The 22,280-nt window shown below is 69.6% G+C and carries 15 protein-coding genes; 8 read left to right on the top strand and 7 right to left on the bottom strand.

What is annotated here, in order from left to right; translation table 11 throughout:
• The first annotated feature begins 86 nt into the window (after positions 1-86).
• From CEK69_RS08420 to CEK69_RS08390, 7 genes are all read left to right on the top strand, one after another.
• Positions 87-653, top strand: a complete 567-nt coding sequence (locus tag CEK69_RS08420) for a YqgE/AlgH family protein (protein ID WP_010344126.1) — start codon at positions 87-89, stop codon at positions 651-653.
• A gap of 7 nt (positions 654-660) precedes the next feature.
• Positions 661-1,158: a Holliday junction resolvase RuvX gene (gene ruvX, locus CEK69_RS08415; RefSeq protein WP_148827717.1), complete on the top strand. Its 498-nt coding sequence runs from the start codon at positions 661-663 to the stop codon at positions 1,156-1,158.
• A gap of 19 nt (positions 1,159-1,177) precedes the next feature.
• Positions 1,178-2,125 (top strand): aspartate carbamoyltransferase catalytic subunit, encoded by a 948-nt coding sequence (locus CEK69_RS08410; RefSeq protein WP_017910644.1) that lies wholly within the window; start codon positions 1,178-1,180, stop codon positions 2,123-2,125.
• Positions 2,126-2,336: 211 nt separating this feature from the next.
• Positions 2,337-4,337, top strand: a complete 2,001-nt coding sequence (locus CEK69_RS08405) for a M1 family metallopeptidase (RefSeq protein ID WP_152245000.1) — start codon at positions 2,337-2,339, stop codon at positions 4,335-4,337.
• Positions 4,338-4,756: 419 nt separating this feature from the next.
• A complete protein-coding gene (locus CEK69_RS08400; protein WP_017910646.1) occupies positions 4,757-5,821 on the top strand; it encodes a polysaccharide lyase family 1 protein in 1,065 nt (354 codons plus the stop codon).
• A gap of 450 nt (positions 5,822-6,271) precedes the next feature.
• Positions 6,272-8,530: a methyl-accepting chemotaxis protein gene (locus CEK69_RS08395; protein WP_152244998.1), complete on the top strand. Its 2,259-nt coding sequence runs from the start codon at positions 6,272-6,274 to the stop codon at positions 8,528-8,530.
• 797 nt (positions 8,531-9,327) lie between these two features.
• A complete protein-coding gene (locus CEK69_RS08390; RefSeq protein WP_152244996.1) occupies positions 9,328-11,580 on the top strand; it encodes a methyl-accepting chemotaxis protein in 2,253 nt (750 codons plus the stop codon).
• Between the two features lie 177 nt (positions 11,581-11,757).
• Here the strand turns inward: CEK69_RS08390 and CEK69_RS08385 are convergent, their stop codons facing one another.
• On the bottom strand, positions 11,758-12,240 hold the full coding sequence (locus tag CEK69_RS08385) for a hypothetical protein (protein WP_043095737.1): 483 nt from the start codon (positions 12,238-12,240) through the stop codon (positions 11,758-11,760).
• Positions 12,241-12,757: 517 nt separating this feature from the next.
• Here CEK69_RS08385 and CEK69_RS08380 point away from each other — a divergent pair.
• Positions 12,758-14,134 carry an amino acid permease gene (locus tag CEK69_RS08380; protein ID WP_152244994.1) on the top strand — a complete coding sequence of 459 codons (1,377 nt, stop codon included), beginning with the start codon at positions 12,758-12,760 and terminating at the stop codon, positions 14,132-14,134.
• 392 nt (positions 14,135-14,526) lie between these two features.
• On the opposite strand, the gene CEK69_RS08375 is transcribed toward CEK69_RS08380, so the two are convergent.
• From CEK69_RS08375 to ptsP, 6 genes are all read right to left on the bottom strand, one after another.
• Positions 14,527-15,795, bottom strand: a complete 1,269-nt coding sequence (locus tag CEK69_RS08375; protein ID WP_152244992.1) for an arsenic transporter — start codon at positions 15,793-15,795, stop codon at positions 14,527-14,529.
• Between the two features lie 256 nt (positions 15,796-16,051).
• The gene (locus CEK69_RS08370) at positions 16,052-16,501 is read right to left on the bottom strand and encodes a hypothetical protein (RefSeq protein ID WP_152244990.1); all 450 of its coding nucleotides are present in this window, start codon (positions 16,499-16,501) and stop codon (positions 16,052-16,054) included.
• A 341-nt stretch (positions 16,502-16,842) separates the two neighbouring features.
• Positions 16,843-17,583 carry a tetratricopeptide repeat protein gene (locus CEK69_RS08365; RefSeq protein WP_225851535.1) on the bottom strand — a complete coding sequence of 247 codons (741 nt, stop codon included), beginning with the start codon at positions 17,581-17,583 and terminating at the stop codon, positions 16,843-16,845.
• Positions 17,584-17,680: 97 nt separating this feature from the next.
• Positions 17,681-18,499 carry a prolyl oligopeptidase family serine peptidase gene (locus CEK69_RS08360; protein ID WP_043095733.1) on the bottom strand — a complete coding sequence of 273 codons (819 nt, stop codon included), beginning with the start codon at positions 18,497-18,499 and terminating at the stop codon, positions 17,681-17,683.
• A 211-nt stretch (positions 18,500-18,710) separates the two neighbouring features.
• Positions 18,711-20,069, bottom strand: a complete 1,359-nt coding sequence (gene mgtE, locus CEK69_RS08355) for a magnesium transporter (protein ID WP_010344112.1) — start codon at positions 20,067-20,069, stop codon at positions 18,711-18,713.
• Positions 20,070-20,546: 477 nt separating this feature from the next.
• Positions 20,547-22,265, bottom strand: coding sequence for a phosphoenolpyruvate--protein phosphotransferase (ptsP, locus tag CEK69_RS08350; protein WP_152244988.1), 1,719 nt, complete (start codon positions 22,263-22,265; stop codon positions 20,547-20,549).
• Positions 22,266-22,280 lie beyond the last annotated feature (15 nt).

Below are 22,280 nucleotides of genomic sequence, written 5' to 3'. Positions count from 1 at the left end.
ACCGGTCGCGGCCGCGGTCGGGCGGATTATGGCAGCCCGCCGCAGCCCGGGCAGCGCGCACGCGGGAGGGACGATAGAATGGGGCCATGTCCGCTTTGCCCACGCCTCTGGCCAACCAACTGCTGATCGCGCTGCCGGCGCTGTCCGATCCCAACTTCGCCCGCAGCGTGGCGCTGATCTGCCAGCACGACGAGAACGGCGCGATGGGCGTGGTGGTCAACCGCGCCTCCGAATACACCCTGGGCGAAGTGCTGGAGCAGATGGGCATCGAGACCATCGACGCCACGCTGCGCGAGCAGGTGGTGCTCAGCGGCGGCCCGGTGCATCCGGAGCGCGGCTTCGTCATCCACGACGGCGCGCACGGCTGGGATTCCAGCCTGGCGTTCGCCGACGGCCTGTACCTGACTACCTCGCGCGACGTGCTCGAGGCGATGGCGCGCGGCGAGGGACCGCGCAACGCGGTGGTCGCGCTGGGCTGCGCCGGCTGGGGCGCCGGCCAACTGGAATACGAACTGGGCGAGAACAGCTGGCTGACCGCGCCGGCCGATGCCGAACTGCTGTTCGAGCTGCCGCTGGAACGGCGCTGGCAGACCGCGGCCGGGCGCATCGGCGTGGACCTGTTCCGCCTCACCGACTACAGCGGGCATGCCTGAGTCCGGCCTGCCTGCGCCTGGCGCGTCCGCGCCCGCCAGCGCCGCGCCCGCGACGATCCGCCGCGACGGCACCGTGCTCGGTTTCGACGTCGGCCACCGCCGCATCGGCGTGGCCGTCGGCAGTTGTTTCGGCAACGGCGCGCGCGCGCTGGCGGTGATCGACGTGCATGCGCAGGGGCCGGACTGGCCGGCGCTGGACCGCCTGCATGCCGAATGGCGGCCGCACGGCCTGGTGGTCGGCGATCCGCTCACCCTCGACGGTGCCGACCAGCCCAACCGCAAGCGCGCGCACGCCTTCGCCCGCGAACTGGGCGCGCGCTACCGCCTGCCGGTGGTGCTGGTCGACGAACGCTCCAGTTCGGTCGAGGCCGCGCAACGCTTCGCGGTGGACCGTGCCGCCGGCCGCAAGCGCCGCCGCGACGCCGCCGCGCTGGACGCGGTGGCCGCCGCGGTGATCGTGGAGCGCTGGCTGGCCGCGCCCGACGACGCCATTCCCCCTCCCTGATCCACTGCCCGGACCCGCCATGACTGATCCGCAACTCGATTCGAACGGGCGCCTGCGCCACCTGCTGACCCTGGAAGGGCTGCCGCGCGCGACCCTGCTGCAACTGCTGGACCGCGCCGGGCAGATCCGTGACGCGGCGGTGGGTCGGGTCGGCAAGCGCAACGTGCTGGCCGGCACCGCGGTGTGCACGCTGTTCTTCGAACCGTCCACGCGTACCCGCAGTTCGTTCCAGCTGGCCGCGCAGCGGCTCGGCGCCGACGTGCTGAACTTCGACGCCTCCACCTCGTCCACGCGCAAGGGCGAGACCGCGCGCGACACGCTGAAGAACCTGGAAGCGATGGGCGTGCGCGGCTTCGTCGTGCGCCACCCCGAGGATGGCGCAGTGGAGCGTCTGGCCGAGGCGGCGGGTGAGGGCACCGCGCTGATCAACGCCGGCGACGGCCGCAGCGCGCATCCCACCCAGGGCCTGCTCGACATGCTGACCCTGCGCCACGCCAAGGGCGGCGACTTCTCCAAGCTCAAGCTGGTCATCGTCGGCGACGTCAAGCACTCGCGGGTGGCGCGCTCGGACCTGCACGCGCTGCGTACCCTCGGTGCCGGCGAAGTGCGCGTGTGCGGCCCGCGCGCGCTGCTGCCCGACGACGACACCCTGGACGGCTGCGTGGTCGGCGAGGACTTCGACGCCATGCTCGACGGCGTGGACGCGGTGATGATGCTGCGCCTGCAGCGCGAGCGCATGGAGGAAGGCCTGGTGTCCTCGCTGGAGGACTATCACGGCCAGTACGGCCTCACCGCCGAGCGGCTGCGCCGCGCGTCGAAGGATGCAGTGGTGCTGCATCCGGGGCCGATCAATCGCGGCGTGGAGATCACCGACGAAGTCGCCGACGGCGCGCAGTCGTGCATCCTGCGCCAGGTCGCCAACGGCGTGGCGGTGCGCATGGCGGTGCTGGAGACCTTGCTGGGCTGAGCCCGGCGCGCGTCGTCCTGTCGTCGTCGGAGCGGCGCTTGTCCCCTTTTCGGGGATCAGCCGCGACGGGCTTTACCGGGAATGCCCATCGCGGCTGAAGCCGCTGCTACCCCGTCTTGCCGAGCATCCGCTGCCGAAGGTGGCGAACGGCACATTCGCGCCATCCCCAATCGGCCTACCATCGGCGGCGATCCTCCCCACGGACGCCACCATGATCCTTGTCCTGCGCCGCGCTGCGTTCGCCGCGGCTTGTGTTTCCCTTGTCGCCGCCGCCCAGGCCGATGCCGCCACTGCCGCCGCCGCGGATGGTGCCGGCACCTACGATCCGCAGGCGCTGTTCGCACCGCTGCAGTTGCCGCAGCCGGCCAACGCCTACCGCAGCGCCGGCGGCGTGCCCGGCCCGCAGTACTGGCAGAACCGCGCCGACTACGACCTGCACGCCACCCTGGAACCGGCCACGCACACGCTGCGCGGCCAGGAGACCATCACCTACAGCAACCGCAGCCCGGACACGCTGGACGTGCTGTGGCTGCAGCTGGACCAGAACCTGTACCGCAGCGATGCCCGCGCCCGCAACTTGCGCGCCGCGCGTGCCGACCGGCCCGCGCCGCAGAGCACCGAGGGCTACCGCATCGCCAAGGTGGAACTGGAGCAGGGCGGCAAGCGCGTGGCGGCGACCTTCCTGATCGACGACACACGCATGCGCGTGGATCTGCCGCAGCCGCTGGCCAGCGGCAAGGCGCTCAAGCTGCACATCGACTACGCCTACACCGTGCCCGGTACCTGGGGCGGCCGCACCGCGGTCACGCCCACCGCCGATGGCGACATCTACGAGATCGCGCAGTGGTATCCGCGCATGGCGGTGTACGACGACCTGCGCGGCTGGGACACCCAGCCCTACCTGGGTGCGGAGTTCTACCTGGAGTACGGCGATTTCGACTACGCGGTGACGGTGCCGTGGGACTACCTGGTGGCCGGGTCCGGCGAGCTGGTGAACCCGGCGCAGGTGCTCACCGCCACCCAGCGCCAGCGCCTCGCGCAAGCCGCCGCCAGCGACAGCACGGTGACCATCCGCGGCGCCGATGAGGTGGGCACGCCGGCCAGTCGGCCCAGCGCCAGCGGCACCCAGACCTGGCGCTTCCACATGGACCACACCCGCGACGTCGCGTTTGCCGCTTCGCCGGCGTTCGTCTGGGATGCGGCGCGGATCAACCTGCCCGAGGGCAAGCATGCGCTGGCGATGTCGGTGTATCCGCGCAGCGCGGTCGGCAGCGACAAGTGGGGCCGCTCCACCGAGTTCGTCAAAGCCTCGATCGAACACTTCTCGCAGTGGTATCCGTACCCGTGGCCGGCGGCGGTGAACCTGGGCGGCCACGGCGCCGGCATGGAGTACCCAGGCATCGTCTTCGACGACATGGAGGACGGCGGCAAGCAACTGTTCTGGATCACCGCGCACGAACTGGGCCACGGCTGGTTCCCGATGATCGTCGGCTCCAACGAGCGCCGCCACGCCTTCATGGACGAGGGCTTCAACACCTTCATCGACGTCTACGCCTCCGACGCGATCAACCATGGCGAATTCGCGCCCAAGCGCGATGGCGAGTACGCGCCCGGCGGCGGCAACCCGGTGGACGAGATCCTGCCGCTGCTGGCCGACGCGCAGGCGCCGACCCTGCTCGATCGCGCCGACGCCACCAGCGAGAAATACCGGCATCCGCTGACCTACTTCAAGGGCGCGCTGGGCCTGGTGCTGCTGCGCGAACAGATCCTCGGCCCGGCGCGCTTCGATCCGGCGTTCCGCAAGTACATCGCCGCCTGGGCCTACAAGCACCCCACGCCGTCGGATTTCTTCCGGCTGATGGAGAGCGAGGCCGGCGAGGACCTGAGCTGGTGGTGGCGCGGCTGGTATTTCAACAACTGGCAGTTGGACATGGGCGTGCGCGCCGCCGCTTACGTCGACCATGATCCGGCCAAGGGCCTGCTGGTGACCTTGGGCAGCCGCCAGAAGCTGGTGATGCCGGCGACCTTGCGCATCGACTTCGCCGACGGCAGCCATCTCGATCAGCGCGTGCCGGTGGAGACCTGGATGCAGCAGACCCAGCCGCAGATCCGGGTGCCGAGTACGCAGAAGGTGCTGCACGTGACCCTGGATCCGGACCATGTGCTGCCCGACGCCGACCGCAGCGACAACCGCCTGGACACGGTGAGCTGAGCGCGTTGCGGCCATCCGGCGCCTGTTCGGCGTCGGATGGCCCGCGCAAACGTGCTGCGGCCGCAACATTCGCGGCCGCGCAGCGCCGGCGTGCGCTTGTCCCTGCGCGGTGTGCCGACGGCGATGGCGATGCGCGCGATGCACGGCCGTTCGCCGTCGTTGCCGGCGAGGTGCGTCCAAGGCAGCGTGCGTGCGGGAAGCCTGTCCCCGGCTGTCGCTGTCTGTCTCCTGCGGACCGTGCGTGTCCGCTTGTCCTGTCCCGCGCGGCGAACGGAGCGCAGGGTTCCAGTTCTGCGTCGCGGCGATTGCGCGGGCCGCCGCGTGCATTCCAAGAATGCCGCCGGCCCCCACGCCCCGTGCCGGCGCATGCATGCACTGTCATGCGTCCTGCACTCATCGCGACAGATGGGAGAAACATCATGCAGCAGCAGTTCCGCAGGGGCGCACTGGCGCTCGCTCTGGCCGTCGGCGCCGCCCCGGCCTTCGCCGGCCCGGTCGGCTACGGCGCCAACACCACCGGTGGCGGCAACGCCATTCCGGTCAACGTCGCCACTATGGAGGCGATGCAGGCGGCGATCGACAACTACGCCGGCTCCGGCGGCCTGGTGCTCAACTACACCGGCAGCTTCAACTACGCCAGCATCACCGACGTATGCACGCAATGGAAGCTGCCGGCCAAGACCGTGCAGATCAAGAACAAGCGCGACATCACCATCAAGGGGGCGAACGGCTCCTCGGCCAACTTCGGCGTGCGCGTGGTCGGCAATGCGCACAACGTCATCATCCGCAACATGACCATCGGCCTGCTGCCCGGCGGCGAGGACGCCGATTCGATCTCGCTGGAAGGCAATTCCAGCGGCCAGCCGTCCAACATCTGGGTGGACCACAACACCATCTTCGCCTCGCTGACCAAATGCCCCGGCGCCGGCGACGCGTCCTTCGACGGCGGCATCGACATGAAGAAGGGCGTCAACCACGTCACCGTGTCGTACAACTACATCCACGACTACCAGAAGGTCGCGCTCAACGGCTACAGCGACAGCGATACCCAGAACGCCGCGGCGCGCACCACCTACCATCACAACCGCTTCGAGAACGTGGAATCGCGCCTGCCGCTGCAGCGGCGCGGGTTGAGCCACATCTACAACAACTACTTCAACAACGTCTTCACCTCCGGCATCAACGTGCGCATGGGCGGGGTGGCGCTGATCGAAGCCAACTACTTCGAGAACATCAAGAACCCGGTGACCTCGCGCGACAGCAGCGAGATCGGCTATTGGGACCTGATCAACAACTACGTCGGCAGCGGCATCACCTGGACGGTGCCGGAGAGCACCAGCAAGCCCTACGCCAACGCCACCACCTGGATCTCCTCCAAGACCTATCCCGAGTCGCTGGGTTACATGTACACGGCGATCCCTGCCGCGCAGGTCAAGGCCAAGGTCATCGCCACCGCCGGTGCCGGCACCAACCTGGCCGAGTGAGGCACGCCGCCTCCGCGCCCGACGGCGCGGAGGCCGGTCGCCCGGGCGGTCGCGGATATGTGCCGTTTACGACATTCTTGGTGTGCGCGTGGCGACGCCTGTGGCGGTAAGTGTGACGTGCGCCGGCGCCGATAGGGCGTCTTCTAATCCTTGTTTCACATGGAATTTACGGGTGCGCAACGGTGGCGTGAGGGAGACGCGCAACGTGTACATCGTAGTCACGATGCTGAGGAAATTCAGGAAACTGTGCGCAGTTGCGCATCAAGATTCCGGGCGGGTCGCCGTTACCTAGTACGAGTACCCGCATGGGACACCCCCGATGCGGCCGGTGCTGGAAGTGTCTTTTCCTTCTTCTCCGTCGCATCGCGCCCAGGCCGTTGGCCCGAGGGTGTCCTGCGCGATCCAGGTCGTGGCGCGGGCTGCTCTCCTTTTCTTACTTGGTGGCCCCTCATGATCGGAATCCTGCAACGCTACAACGTCGGGACGCGGCTCGCGTCCGCCTTCGGCGTCCTCATCCTGCTCTCCTGTGCGCTCGTCGTCGCCGGGCTGCTGACGCTGAAACAGGCGCGCGAGATGATGGACACCATCGTCAACCGGCGCATGCAGATCCTCGATTACACCGGCGAAATGCGCAATGCCAGCGCACAGGTGGCGGTCAATCTGCGCAACATCGTGCTGCCGACGACGCAGGAAGAGAACGAGCGGTTCGCCAAGGCCGTCGACCAGCAGCGCCGCTACTACGGCGAGGTCCACGACAAGCTCTATGCGATCCCGGTCAGCGATGCCACCGGCGCGCAGATGCGCAAGGCCATCGACGACGCCTACGATCGGACCCGTCTCGCCAACCAGAAGGTCCTGGACCTGGGCATGGCCAACAAGGCCGATGAGGCATTGAAAGTCCTGATGGCGGAGGCCGGACCGGCGACGCAGCAATGGCAGGAGGCGATCAATACCTATGCCAACCGGCAGCGCACGCGCGGTGCCGAGGCCTACGCCGGCGCAAACGTCGCGATGGACCGCGGCCGCAGCCTGCTGGTGGCCGGTGGCGTGCTGGTGGTGCTGGTCAGCGGCCTGCTGGCCTGGCTGATCACCCGCAGCCTGACCGTGCCGCTGACCCGCGCCACGCGTGTCGCCGAGGCCATCGCCAGCGGCAAGCTCGACAACGACGTACGCACCGACGCCCGCGACGAAACCGGACGTCTGCTGGTCGCGATGCAGGGCATGCAGCAACAGGTCAGCAACCTGATCGGCGCGCAGTTGGAAATGGCCAAGCGCCACGACGCGGGCGAAGTCAGCCACCGCATCGAAGCGCAGGCCTTCCCGGGCGACTACGGGCGCATGGCGGCCGAGACCAATGCGCTGGTGGCCTCGCACCTGGCGGTGAAGACGCGCCTGGCGCAGATCATGGGCCGCTACGCGATCGGCGACCTGTCGCAGGACATGGACCGCCTGCCCGGCGAGGAGGCGGTGCTGAGCCAGACCATGGACGAGGTCAAGGCCAACCTGTCGGCGATGAACGGGCAGATCAAGCAGCTGGCGACGTCCGCGGCCGACGGCGACTTCAGCGCGCGCGGCGACGCCGAGCGCTTCCAGTACGACTTCCGGGTGATGGTGGACAGCCTCAACCAGCTGATGGCCACCGCCGATGGCAACCTGCAGGCACTGTCGACCCTGCTGCAGGCGATCGCCGCGGGCGATCTGACCGCGCGCATGCACGGCGATTTCCGCGGCGTGTTCGCGCAGATGCGCGACGACGCCAATGCCACCGCCGAGCAGCTGGCCGGCATCGTCGGACGCATCAAGCACTCGGCGGTGTCGATCAATGCCGCGGCCAGCGAGATCGCCGCCGGCAACGACGATCTGTCGCGCCGCACCGAGCAGCAGGCCGCCAGCCTGGAAGAAACCGCAGCCTCGATGGAGGAACTGACTTCCACCGTTCGCCAGAACGCCGAGCACGCGCGCCAGGCCAATCAGCTCGCCGCCGGCGCGGCCGCGGTGGCCTCGCAGGGCGGCGACGTGGTCGGCCAGGTGGTGACCACCATGAGCGGCATCGAGGATGCATCGCGGCGCATCGCCGACATCATCTCGGTGATCGACGGCATCGCCTTCCAGACCAACATCCTGGCCCTCAACGCGGCGGTGGAAGCCGCGCGTGCCGGCGACCAGGGGCGCGGTTTCGCCGTGGTCGCCAGCGAGGTGCGCACCCTGGCGCAGCGCTCGGCCAGCGCGGCCAAGGAGATCAAGAGCTTGATCGACGATTCGGTGAGCCGCGTCGCCGAAGGTTCGGTCCTGGTCGACCAGGCCGGCAAGACCATGACCGAGATCGTGACCTCGGTGCAGCGTGTCACCGACATCATGGGAGAAATCTCCGCCGCCTCGCAGGAGCAGTCGGCCGGCATCGAGCAGGTCAACCAGACCGTGACGCAGATGGACGAGAGCACCCAGCAGAACGCGGCCTTGGTGGAAGAGGCCAGTGCGGCGGCGCGCTCGATGGAGCAGCAGGCGGTGGAACTGAGCCAGGCGGTGGCGCTGTTCAAGCTCGACGCATCCGCGGCCACGCCGGTAGCGCAGGCGCCGCGGCACCAGGCCACCGCGACGCCCGCGGGCAAGCGCAACGTCCTTCCGGCAGCGGCCAAGGCCGCACCTGCGCGGCGTGCGGCGCAGCCGGCGGCGGCGATGGTGCTGGACAAGGATTGGCAGGAGTTCTGAGCCGCACGGCGCTTGTCATCGGCGAGCGGCGCAATGCGCGTCGCTCGCCTGTCGCGTGGCGGTTGCCTTGCGGCTGCCGGTGCCGCATTCCGCAGATCCGAGGATGTTCCACTGCGGTCGCGATGCCGTGCCTGCCTTGGCGCGGCACGCTGTTTCTGACCGACGCCCACGCCGCGCGCGTGGGCGTCCTGCTCCGTCCTCACGCCTGCCTGGGGCTTACGCGCGTGTTGCCCGCGTGAGCATCCAGCACGTCGTCACGTGCGCCGCCGCTGTGCGGCAGACGCCGTGCGCGTGATGCGACGCGTCCCTTGTACGACAGCATCGCTGCCGCCGTGGCTGCGGCCGCGGGTTGCCGGCCGACGCTGCGAAGTGACGGCGATCGCGTTCCTGGTCTTCGCACCGCGTGTTGAGGTCGCCGCCGTGTGGCCAATCGGAAAACTTTTTCCTCGCTGCGACCTCGCGCCGCAAGCAAGCGTCGTGCCGGCCGTTGCAACATGACGTGCACGCGGTATTCACGCGAAAACGCCGATCCGGACGCAGTGCGAATGGCCTCTCCACATCCCTGTGATGTGCCTGAGGGTGTTCAATAAATTCCGTGCAATCGCCTCTCAAGTCCCCGCGCGGGGCGCCGTTACATCGCCCGCACATCGAGCGGGATGCGTCATCAGGCGTCTGATTCAAAACGCTTTTTCACGACTCATTCATCTCGTTCGATGCGGGCGTGCACAACGGCGGCTGGTCGGCGTGCGTGGTCCGCGGCGTTCCATCGCCCCTCTCATTCCCCCAAAGGCCATTCCATGATTGCATTCCTTCAGCGCTACAACGTCGGTGCCCGGCTCGCCACCGCGTTCGGCATCCTCATCCTGTTGTCCTCGGCGCTGGTCGTCGCCGGGCTGCTGACCCTGTTCCAGGCGCGCCAGCGACTGGACGGCATCGTCAACCGCAACATCGCCGCCATCCGCGCGTCCAGCGACATGCTCAACGCCAGTTCGGTCGTGGCCATCAATGTCCGCAACATCGTGTTGCCGACCTCCCAGGAAGACAACATCCGCTTCGCCAAGGTCGTCGTCGAGCAGCGCGCACGCTACCAGGAGGCGCGCAAGCGGGCGGGCGCCATCCCCAGCGGTGCGCAGAGCCAGGCCGTGCTGGAGGACGTCGATCGCGCCCGGCAGATGACCGTGGACGTCAACAACCGGGTGATGGATCTGGGCATGCACGACAAGCCGGACGAGGCCCTGGCCCTGCTGATGCGGGAGTCCGCGCCGCTGACGCAGAAATGGCAGGACGCCATCGCCCGCTATGCCGATCTGCAGGCCACCCGCAGCAACGAGGCCTATGCGGAAGCGACGGCGGCGATGGCGCGTGGGCGCGCCATGCTCATCGCCGGCGGACTGGCGGTGGTGCTGGTCAGCAGCCTGCTGGCGTGGCTGATCACCCGCAGCCTGACCGTGCCGCTGAATCGCGCCACCCGTGCCGCCGAGGCCATCGCAGCCGGCCGCCTGGACAACGACGTGGCCACCGACGCGCGTGACGAACCCGGCCGCCTGCTGCTGGCGATGGGTGGGATGCAGACGCAGTTGCAGCGCTTCTCCCGCGAAACCGCGTTGATGATCGAGCTGCACGCCGACAAGGACATCAGCCACCGCATGCCGCAGGACTTCCCCGGCGTGTACGGCGAACTGAGCAAGGGCATCAACACCATGATGTTCGAGCACCTGGACGCCATCGTCGAGGCGGTCGAGATCCTCAACGAATACGCCAACGGCGATCTGCGCCGCGATGCGCGCCGGCTGCCCGGCAGCCGTGCGGTGCTGCACGAGTCGATGGATGCGGCCAAGGCCAGCCTGCTGGCGATCAATACCGAGATCAAGCGCCTGGCGGCGGCTGCTGCGGCCGGCGACTTCAGCGCCCGCGGCGATGCGGCCAGTTTCCAGCACGACTTCCGGCTGATGGTGCAGGACCTCAACGCGATGATGGAGGTCAGCGACCGCAACCTGGGCAAGCTGTCCGCCCTGCTGCAGGCGATCGCCGCCGGCGACCTCACCGCACGCATGCACGGCGACTTCCACGGCGTGTTCGCGCGGATGCGCGACGACGCCAACGCCACCGCCGACCAGTTGACCGGCATCGTCGGCCGCATCCAGACCGCCGCGGTCAGCATCAATGCCGCCGCCAGCGAAATCGCCACCGGCAACGACGACCTGTCGCGCCGCACCGAGCAGCAGGCCGCCAGTCTGGAAGAAACCGCCGCGTCGATGGAGGAATTGACCTCCACGGTCAAGCAGAACGCCGAGCACGCGCGCCAGGCCAACCAGCTCGCCAGCGGCGCGGCGTCGGTCGCGTCCCAGGGCGGTGCCGTGGTCGGTCAGGTGGTCGAGACCATGAGCGGCATCGAGGCCTCGTCGAAGAGGATCGCCGACATCATCTCGGTCATCGACGGCATCGCCTTCCAGACCAATATCCTGGCGCTCAACGCGGCGGTGGAAGCGGCGCGTGCCGGCGAGCAGGGCCGCGGGTTCGCGGTCGTTGCCAGCGAAGTGCGCACCCTGGCGCAGCGTTCGGCCAATGCCGCCAAGGAGATCAAGACGCTGATCGACGATTCGGTGACCCGCGTCGCCGAAGGCTCGGCGCTGGTCGACCGGGCCGGCAGCACCATGCAGGAGATCGTGGCGTCGGTGCAGCGGGTGACCGACATCATGGGCGAGATCTCGGCGGCCTCGCAGGAGCAGTCGGCCGGCATCGAGCAGGTCAACCAGACCGTCACCCAGATGGACGAAAGCACGCAGCAGAACGCGGCGCTGGTGGAAGAAGCCACGGCGGCGGCGCGCTCGATGGAGCAGCAGTCGGTGGAGCTGACCCAGGCCGTGGCGCTGTTCAAGCTGGACGGCGCGCCGGCTGCGGCGCCGATGCCGGCTCCGTTGCCGCGCGGCAGGCACGCGACGCAGACGATGACGCGCAGTCCGCGCCCGCAGGCCGCGGTCGCACCGGCACGCCGCGCGCCGTCGTTCGCGGCTGCGGTGGCGCTGGACAAGGACTGGCAGGAGTTCTGAGTCGCTGCGGTCCGGTCGCCGGACTGTCGTTGGTGCGGCCGCCTTCCTCGGAAGGCGGCCGCACGCGTTTGCCGATCGCTCGCCGGGCGACGGGGCCGATCAGGGCACCCGCGTCCGCCGATCGACGGCGATGGGTCACGCTGCGGCCGCCGGGCGCGGCCGCAGCGCGGTCGGCACTTACTGCGGCGGCTTGGTCTGCGGGCTCTTGATCACGTACGAGGTGATGTACTCGCCGTTGGAGCCGTAGACCACCACGATGGTGGTGTTGGCGTCGCGGTAGACCACGGTGGCGTTGCACGGGCAACTCGCTGCGGCGGTGACCATGCCCAGCGGCTGGTTCTTCGCGTCGTTGACCGCGATCATCTGCTCCTCGGCGGCGCTGCCGATCGGCAGCCGTGCCTCGGTGCCCGGCGTGGCGGTGAGCACGGTGATGACCTCGTCCCGCAACGAGTTGATCTGTACGAAGCGCAGGCCGGCCTTCTCGAACGTGTAGACCTTGAACAGCGGCGACAGGCTGACGTTCTTCTTGCCGATGGGCAGGCGTTCGCCCATGCCCTGGATGGCATCGGCGGCGTTGAGCGGGGCGCGCTCGGCGGCCTGCAGGCAGGGCACGGCCAGCGCGGCCGCCAGCACCGTCAGGGTCAGCAACGGTTTGATCATGGTGTCTCTCCTTGTCTGGATGGTACGGACCTGTACGCCATGGGACGAGCGGCAGCCGTGGTCCTTTCCGGCCTGAGCGCCCGCAACGGGCCGTCTCCCGGTCCGTCGTCGCCTGCCGTCCTCCTGGCTCCGCGTGCATGCCCTCATCGGCTGGTACGGAGATAGGAGATTCGGTGGGCGTCGAGTTCAGTATTTCTGACGTTAGTATCGCTGTCAATACGCAAAATCAACGAGATGGGGCAAAAGTCGGCGATGGCTGCGGGTAAGGCAAATCCGTACCTGTCGAGCATCGAGCGGTGCCGTCGTCTTGCAGGACGTGGGAGGGCCGCCAGCAAGGCGCTCGCCGTCCGCCGCGGCGGTGTGCATCGCGGCCGCGTGCGCGGATCCGCGCTGCGTTGCAGCAGCCATGCCGCCGCTGTGCGCCGATCCGCGCTCGCAGGCGGCCAAACGCGCGCGCAGCCGCACGGCATCGTCGCCAGCCTGTATCGTGTCGCGTTTTCCGCACCCGACCGAGCCGATGCCGCATCCGTCCGCGCCTGTCCCGCCTGCCGCCGCACCCGCCTTGCGCCATGCGCTGAAACCGCGGCAACTGATCATGATGGGATTGGGCAGCGCGATCGGTGCCGGCCTGTTCCTGGGCTCCGGCGTCGGCGTGCACGCGGCAGGGCCCGCGGTGCTGATTTCCTATCTGGTCGCCGGCGCGCTGGTGATCATCGTGATGAACGCGCTGGGCGAGATGGCGGCGGCCAAGCCGGCCAGCGGTGCGTTCTCGGTGTACGCCGCCGACGCGATGGGTCCGACTGCCGGCGCCACCGTGGGCTGGCTGTGGTGGCTGCAGTTGGTGATCGTGATCGCCGCCGAGGCCGTGGGTGCCGCCGGCCTGCTGGCGACGGTGTGGCCGGGCTTGCCGGTGCCGTTGGCCGCGATCGCGTTCATGGCCGCGTTCACCGCGATCAACCTGCTGGGCGTGCGCAATTTCGGCGAGTTCGAATTCTGGTTCGCCATCCTCAAGGTCGCGGCGATCGTCGGCTTCATCCTGGTCGGCATCGCCTTGCTGGCCGGCTGGCTGCCCGGGGTGGCCTCGCCGGGTCTGTCCAACGTCACCGGCAACGGCGGCTTCGCGCCGAAGGGCCTGGCTGGCATCGGCGCGGCGCTGCTGGTGGTGGTGTTCGCGTTCGGCGGCACCGAGATCGTGGCGGTGGCAGCGGCCGAGACCGCCGATCCGGAGCGCAGCATCGCCCGCGCCATCCGCACCGTCGCCTGGCGCATCCTGGTGTTCTACATCGGCTCGCTGAGCGTGATCATCGCGGTGGTGCCGTGGCAGAGCGAGGCGCTGAGTTCGCCGTTCGCCGCGGTGCTGCAGGTGGCCCGGATTCCCGGCGCCGCCACCGGCATCACCCTGATCGCGGTGATTGCGCTGCTGTCGGCGCTCAACGCCAATCTGTACGGTGCCTCGCGGATGATCTTCTCGCTGGCCCAGCGCGGCGAAGCGCCGCGCGCGCTGGCCGCGTCCAGCCGCCAGCAGGTGCCGTGGATGGCTGTGCTGGCCAGCGTGCTGTTCGGCTTCGTCGCTGCGGTGCTGGAGCTGCTGTATCCCAACCGCGTGCTGCCGGTGCTGCTGAACATCGTCGGCGCCACCTGCCTGCTGGTGTGGACGATCTCGCTGCTGTCGCAGCTGATCCTGCGTGCGCGCGCCGACCGTGCCGGCACCCGCCTGCCGTTCCGCATGCGCGGCTATCCGGTGCTCACCGTGCTGGCGCTGGCGATCCTGGCGCTGATCTTCGGCCTGCTGGTGGCCTCGCCGGACACCCGTACGCAGTTCCTGTCGATGGCGGCGCTGACCGCGGTCATTGCCGTGGTCAGCGGCGTGGCGCGGCGGCTGCGCGCGGGGTAGGGCGCGCGCTCCAGCGGTGGCGGCATGCCGTTGTGGGAGGGACTTCCTTCGCGGCGCGCGAGGGTGTCGGACGGCGTCGGGCTTCGCTCGTGGCGACTGACGTCGCTCTCACAGGCGGGGGCTCCGCACGCGTCATGTCTGCTGCCGTAACAGCGGCGCTCGTTGCTTTTCATGGATCAACCGCGGCAGTTGCCGTGGTAAGCCTGTCGCGGCTGAAGCCGCTCCTATGACGGCACCGACAGCTCGCAGACTTCCTCGTAGCAGCGGCTTCGGCCGCGACGCGGTGCGGTAGAAGCCGCCGCGGCCGACCAGCGGTCGCTGCAGGCCGAGCCTGGGTGCCCATCCCGCGGGCTTGGCCGCCATGGGCAATCCGCGAAGTGGGCGCGCGCGACTCAGCCCAGCAGCAGGCGCGCACCCAGCGCGCACAGCAGCGCCGGCGGCATCACCAGCGCGCCGACCTTAAGGAAGCGCCAGAAGCCCACGTCCTCGCCTTCGCGGCGGATCGCGGTCAGCCACAGGATGGTCGCCAGCGAGCCGGTGATCGACAGGTTCGGGCCCAGATCCACGCCGATCAGCAGCGCGTCCACCACCAGTTGCGGCGGCTGCGCCTGGGCGACGGTGGTGCTGGCGATCAGGCCGGCGGGCAGGTTGTTCATCAGGTTGCAGCCGAACGCCAGCAGGGTGCCGGCGATGCCGGCGGTGGCCTGCGGCGAGTGCGCAGCGGCGTCGGCCAGGGTACGCGCGAGCAGGCCGATCACGCCGGTGCGCGACAGCGCCTCCACCAGCACGAACAGGCCGGCCACCAGCGGCAGCACCGACCACGACACCGCCTTGGCCATCGGCAGCGGCGACTGGCGGCCACCCAGGCACACCACGCCCAGCGTCGCCAGGCCGGCCAGACAGGTCGGCAGGCCCAGGTCCAGGCCGAGCGCGGAGACGCCGACCAGCAGCGCGGCGGTGGCGAGGATGCCGACCAGGGCGAAGGTGCCGCCGCGGGTCAGCGGCACCGTGTCCACGCGCGCGGCGCAGCGGCCGGTCAGGTCCTTGCGCTCGGCCCAGCGCAGCATCACGAAGGTCACCCCGATCGCCAGCAGCGACGGCAGCGCGAACGCGGCCATCCACGCGCCAAGGGTCGGCATCTTGCCGCCGTACAGCACCAGATTGGCGGGGTTGGAGATCGGCAACACGAAGCTGGCGGCGTTGGCGATCAGCGCGCAGGCGAACAGCAGCGGCAGCGGCTTGGCGCCGGCCTTGCGCGCGGCCGCGTACACCGCCGGGGTCAGCACCACCGCGGTGGCGTCGTTGGACAGGAACGCGGTGACCACGATGCCGACGCCGAACACCAGCGCGAACAGGCGCTGGGTCGAGCCCTTGGCCAGGTTCACCGCATGCATCGCCACCCAGTCGAACAGGCCTTCGGCGCGCGCGGTTTCCGACAGCAGCATCATGCCGATCAGGAACAGGTACACGTCCAGGCCTTTGAGCACCGCCTGCCAGGCCTCGCCGCCGGGCATCAGCCCCAGCACCATCAGCAGCAGCGCGCCGCCCACCGCCCAGCACGCCTCGGGCAGCTTGAACGGCCGCGCGATCACGCCGGCCGTGGCCAGCGCGCAGATGCCCCAGGTGGCGAAATTGGCCGTGTGCGCGCCGGGCATGCTCATGCCGCCGCCGTGGCACGGGCGCCGAGGCGCGTGCGCGAGCAGGCCGCCGTGGCAGGGCAGGGGAGGGCAACGAGAGCGGGCACGGGCATGGGGCGTCGGGCAGCGGAGTGCGAGGGGCGTGCAGGATAGCAGCGGGGCAGGTGCAAGCCGGGCAGGCATGGGCGCTCTGGCGCCCGCGGTTTAGCTTGCGTAGACACGCGCGGCGTGGCGGGCCGTATATCGATGCACGCCCGGGCCGCGCGGCACCGCGGTGCCGCTACCCCAGATGGCGTGCGAGCCATCCTTGCACGAACGCCACCGGCCCGGTCCGCGGCGGTGGCGTCAGCCCGGCGCTGCGCACGAAGCCGGCGGCGGCCTGCGCCAGCGTCTGGTTGGCACGACGCACGGCCTGCTGCGCGGTCGCCTGCTGCTGGCGCAACTGCACCAGATGCAGCGACGGCCGTCCGGGCGGTGCGAACTTCTGATCGCGGCGCAGCGCATCGGCGGACAGGCGGCTGGCGTGGCTTGCCTGATGCAGGGCGTCCAGCGCATCCAGCACCTGCAACAGCCAGCGTCCGCTGTCGCTGAGCTGCAACGCAGCGGCGTCGTCGTGTGCCGGCACCAGCAGTGGCGGAATCGCCGCGCCGGCGACCACCGCTGCGCTCGGTTGCAGGGCGCGCAGGCGGGCGTGGAACGCGGTCTGCGATGAAGAGGGGGCGGTCGCCATGCCGGGCCTATGCACGAAAGCGCGGACTGTACGCGGTTTGGCGCGTCGCCGCACAGCCGATGGCGTCGCGCAGCTGGAACTGTCGTCGTCGACCGGACGCGTCACGCGGGGCCGCTGCCGCTGCGCACTGCCTGCAGCGCAGCGGCCATGTTCGCCGCGTTGGACCCGATCGCACCGTCGGTGTTGCCGGCCGTCGACGTACGCTGCGCGTGTCCGCGACGCACCTGCCAGGCCCGCGCCGATCGGCGTGGCAGTGGACCCATGCACACAGGCCTGTGGCGGTGCCGCTGCCGGAGGCGTGCATCACCTCGGCGCGGCATGCGCGGAAGCGTGGGCAGGGCCTAATGCGCTTGCGACGCTGCCGCCTCCATCTGGTCGAGATACCGCAGTTCGTGCAGGGCGACAGCATTGCCGGGTTCAAGCTCCAGCGACTGCTGCAGGGCCGCGCGGGCGCCGGCCTTGTCCGGGGTGTCGATCAACAGCGAGCCGATGCCGCGTAGCGCGATCGCGCGGCCTGCCCGCGCCCGCGGCGAGACGTCGGCCAGGGCCAGCGCCTGCCGATAGCTGGCGAGCGCTTCGTCCGTGCGCCCGAGGTTGCGCAACGCATAGCCGCGTTCGGTGTAGGCGGAGAACAGATACGGCCCGAGCGCGATGGCCTGATCAAGCCATGCCAGCGCCTCCGACCACTGCCGTTGTGCGGCGGCGGCAAAGCCACGCATCTGCAGTGCGTTGGCGCAACTGAGGTCGATCCATTCGGTCGGCTGGCCGTCGTCATGGGCGGCCATGTAGGCCTCGTACTCGTGCACGTCGGCGACGCTGATCACGCGCAGGCCGGGCCGTTGCCAGCTGCTGCAATGGGCGATGATCCGGTCCAGCAGGGCGATGTCCGCCGCATCCATGCTGTCCAAGCGTGTCTGCAGCGCGGCGATGTCCTTGCGGTATTCCACGCCGGGGCGGGCGGTCGCCGCCTTGCTCTGCAGGTAGGTGGTGACCGGTTCGGTCAGCGCCTGTGCCGTCGCGCCGTGGCCGGCGCAGGCCAACAGCGCGCACACGATGGCGCACAGCATCCCCTTGTGTCGCATGCATCCCCCTGCATCGAACGGTGATCGAAGATCGGCAGTGCGCGGACAGGCCGGCTACGCCGCCGCGCAGGTGCGCGCGGCGCAGGGCGGGCCGCGCTCAGTTGTCGGCGGTCGTCTGCGTGGCGGCGTCGCTGCGCTTCTGCGCGAACAGCCACTGCCACATCTTCGGATCGCGGTAGGTGGCATCCCAGGCGTTGTGGTTGCCCTGCGGGTATTCGGTGTAGCGCACGTCGGCGTCGAGGTTCTTGAATGCACGGACGATCTTGCGGTCGTCGTGCGGCAGCACCACGTCGTCCTGGGCGCCGTGGAAGATCCACACCGGCACGTGCCGCAGGCGCTGCGCCAGGGCGCTGTAGGGATCGGCCAGATAGGCCACCGGCGTCACCACCAGGTACTCGCGGTCTTCGTGCGGGGAGAGGATCGCGCCGCAGATCGGTACCAGCGCAGCGAAGCGCTGCGGCTGCTTCAGGGCGATCTCCCAGGTGCCGTAGCCGCCCATCGACATGCCGGTCAGGTAGGTGCGCTGCGGGTCGCCGTTGAACTCGGCACTGCTGTCGTCCAGCGCCTGCAGCGCCATGGTCGCGTTGGCGCCGTTCCATTCCTCGCCGTCGGGTGCCTGCGGCATCACCACCAGGGCCGGGAAATCGGCCAGGTGGCGGCGCAGGTACGGGCCCAGGCCGGCCGTGGTCTGGTCGCGGCCATCGTCGCCGCGTTCGCCGGAGCCGTGCAGGAACAGCACCACCGGCACCGGGCCCTGGCGATGCGCCGGCGCCGGCACGAACACCTGGTAGCGGTAGATGCGTCCGTCGAGGCTGAGCTGGCGGCTGACGAAGTGGCCGGTGGCCGGGTCGCTTGGCAGACTGCTGCAGCCGACCATCGACAGGCACAGCAGAAGCAGCAACGAACGCATCGACATGGCCGGCCCTCGGATGGGAAGGCCGCAGTATCGTGGGCGGAACGTCTCCACGACAACCCGGGCAGGGGCGGCGGACATGCGCCAGTCAGCCGGCGGCCAAGGCGCGTGCTGGCGTGGCGTGCCCGTCGTGCACCGGTGGATGCGGCGACGCGCGCTGCTGCCGCTCCGTGCGGCGCGCCGGCGGGAACCGCGCCCGCCGTACGCACACGCCCTACAGCAGAACCAGCGTGGCCAGGCCGAGGAAGCTGAGGAAGCCCATCACGTCGGTCAGCGTGGTCAGGATCACCCCGCCGGCCAGCGCGGGATCGAAGCCCAGGCGCTTGAGCGTCAGCGGCACCAGCACGCCGCCCAGCGCGGCGGTGAGCAGGTTGATGGTCAGCGCCGAGCCGATCACCAGCGACAGCAGCGGCTGCTTGAACCACAGCAGCACGATCAGGCCCAGGCCGATGCCCAGCGCCAGGCCGTTGATCAGCGCCACCGACAGTTCCTTGCGCAGCAGCACGATCACGTTGGAGGCGCCGATCTGGCCCAGGGCCAGGCCGCGCACCATCAGCGCCAGCACCTGGGTGCCGGCGTTGCCGCCCATGCCGGCCACGATCGGCATCAGCGCGGCCAGCGCCACCAGCTTGGCGATGGTGCCCTCGAACTGGCCGACCACGCTGGAGGCGATGAAGGCGGTGCCGAGGTTGATCGTCAGCCACAGCAGGCGGCGCCGGAACGCGCGCCGCACCGGGCTGAACAGGTCTTCGTCCTCGTCCAGGCCGGCGGCGCTCATCGCCTGGTGCTCGGCCTGGTCGCGGATGATGTCGACCACGTCGTCGATGGTGATGCGGCCGAGCAGGATGTTGTTGTCGTCCACCACCGGCGCGGAGATCCAGTCGTGGTCGGAGAACTGCCGCGCGACCTCGTCGGCGCCTTCGCCGACGTCGATCGCCGGCTGCTCGTCGTCGATCAGCCGGTTGATCGGGGTGGAGTCCTCGTGGGTGACCAGCGCCGCCAGCGACACCCGCCCCAGGTACTGGTGGCGGCGGCTGACCACGAACAGGTGGTCGGTGTGGTCCGGCAGTTCGCCGCGCAGTCGCAGGTAGCGCAGCACCACGTCGACGTTGACGTCGGCGCGCACGGTGACCACGTCCGGATTCATCAGGCGGCCGGCGCTGTCCTCGGGATACGACAGCACCTGCTCGAGCCGCTCGCGGTTCTCGCGGTCCATCGACTTGAGCACTTCGTCGATGACCGTGTCCGGCAAGTCCTCGACCAGGTTCGCCAGGTCGTCGATGTCCAGGTCTTCGACCGCGGCGACGATTTCGTCCGGGTCCATGTCCGCGAGCAGGCTCTCGCGCACTTCCTCGCCGACGTGGACCAGCACCTCGCCGTCGTCCTCCGGATCGACCAGCCCCCAGACCACCTCGCGCTTGCCCGGCGGCAACGACTCCAGCAGGTTGCCGATCTCGGCCGGCGCCAGCGTATTGACCAGGCGCCGCACCGGGCCCAGGCGCCCGCTGTCCAGCGCATCGGACAGCATGCGCAGCTGCCGCGCGGTCTTGTCGTGGCGGACGGCGTCGGCCATGCGCTGCTCCCTTCGGGTGAGGCCGCGCTCCGGAGAAACGCGGTCGGTCAGATGTTCATCCCAACATTATCGCCTGCATGTTGCGGGAAGCACAGTGTTGGTGGAGCCGGGAGTGGGGAATGGGGAATCGGGAATCGCAAGTGCAGAGCGAAGCAGCGTCAGTGCGCGGGGAGAAAAGCGACGGGGTAGCAAGCGAAAAACTGCTCTCGGGGAAGGGGGCGAGAGGCAAATGGCAGGGGGCAGGAACAGGGGAGCAGGGGAATGGGTAGCACCGAGAAGGAAGCAGAGAGCAGTGCAGAAGCCAGGAAAAAAGAAGGCAGAAAGCCAGGGAGAGGGATGTCGATGGGAATGACGCATCTACGCCGGCACGCGGGCGACGGTTTTTTTGTGGGAGGGACTTCAGTCCCGACGCGATAAGGGTTCGGGCGTCGGGACTGAAGTCCCTCCCACAAGGCAATGCCGCAACACGCACGGGAACTACCCGATCGCGCAGCCCAGCCAGCGCTCGATGCCCTTGCGATCGCGCGCCTGCAGCAGTCTGGCGCCGCGCTGGCGCAGGGTCTGCAGGTCGGTGTCGCGGATCACCTGGCGTACTTCCAGCATCGTCGCCGGGTGCAGGCTGAACTCGCGCAGCCCCAGCGCCAGCAGCATCGGCGTCAGTGCCGGGTCGCCGGCGATCTCGCCGCACACCGCCACCGGCTTGCCATGGGCCTGGCCGGTGGCGATCACCTGCGCGATCAGCCGCAGCACCGCCGGATGCAGCGGCGAATACAGTGCGGCCACTGCTTCGTTGTTGCGGTCGGCGGCGAGCAGGTACTGCACCAGGTCGTTGGTGCCGATCGACAGGAAGTCGATCGTGTCGATGAAGGTATCCAGGGCCAGTGCTGCGGCCGGCACCTCGATCATCGCGCCGAGTTGCACCTGTTCGGCGATGGCATGACCGTCGCGGCGCAACTGCGCGGCGATGCGCTTGAGGTGGCGGCGCATCGCCAGCAGTTCCTCGCGCGTGCTGACCATCGGTACCAGCACCCGCACCGGGCCGTAGGCGGAGGCGCGCAGCAGCGCGCGCAACTGGGTGTCGGAGACCTTGGGCCGGGCCAGCGACAGGCGCACGCCGCGCAGCCCCAGCGCCGGGTTTTCTTCGTTGCTCATGGTCAGGCCGGTGCGATCGGCCTTGTCCGCGCCCAGGTCCAGGGTACGGATGGTCACCGGCCGCCCGCTCATGCCCAGCACCGCGTCGCGGTAGGTGTGGAACTGCTCTTCCTCGTCGGGCAGCGCGTCGCGCTGCAGGAACAGGAATTCGGTGCGGTACAGGCCCAGGCCGTCGGCGCCGAGCGCATGCGCGCGGGTGACGTCGTCGCGCGACTCGGCATTGGCCAGCAGGGTGATGTCCACGCCGTCGCGGGTGCGGCTGGGCTTGGAGCGCAGCTTGCCCAGGCTGCGCTGCAGCTTGGCCTGCTCGCGCACGCGGCTGCGGTAGTCGCGCAGGTCGTCCGGGGTCGGGTCGACCAGCACCGCGCCCTGGGTGCCGTCGATGATCAGCACGTCGCCGTCGTTGATCTTCTGCAGCGCGTCGGCGACGCCGACCACCAGCGGCAGGTGCAGGCTGCGCGCCAGGATCGCGCTGTGCGACAACGTGCTACCGGCGCTGGTGACGATGCCGACCACGCCCTGTGCCTGCAGTTGCGCAAGTTCCGAGGGTGCCACGTTCTCGCACACCAGGATCTCGCCGGCCAGGCCTTCGCTGTCCGGCTGGCGCTTCTGCAGGAACGCATGGATCCGCCCGATCACATGGTCCAGATCGTCCATGCGGCTCTTGAGGTAGGCGTCTTCCATGTCGTCGAACACGGTCGCCAGGCGGTCGCGCTGCAGGCGCAGCGCGTAGTCGGCGCTGTAGCGGCCGGTGCGGATCAGTTCGTCCAGGCCGTGCAGCAGTTCCGGGTCGTCGAGCAGCAGCGCGTGCAGGTCGAGGAATTCGCCGACCTCCTTGGCCAGGGCGCCGTGCAGGCGCTGGCGCAGGCCGTGCATCTCCTCGCGCGCGGCGTCCACCGCGCGGTGCAGGCGGTCGAGTTCTTCGGGGATCTGCGCGGCGCCGATGCGTTGCTCGGCCACCTCAAGTGCATGCGGCAGGCGCACCCGCGCCCGGCCCAGGGCATTGCCGCGCGAGGCGCCATGGCCGGCGATACGCACGCTCACCGCGCGTGCCCCGTG

The sequence above is a fragment of the Xanthomonas sp. LMG 12462 genome, from assembly GCF_009192885.1.
In the GTDB taxonomy this organism is placed as follows: Bacteria; Pseudomonadota; Gammaproteobacteria; order Xanthomonadales; family Xanthomonadaceae; genus Xanthomonas_A; species Xanthomonas_A sontii.
This window is presented reverse-complemented; position numbering and strand designations above follow the sequence as displayed.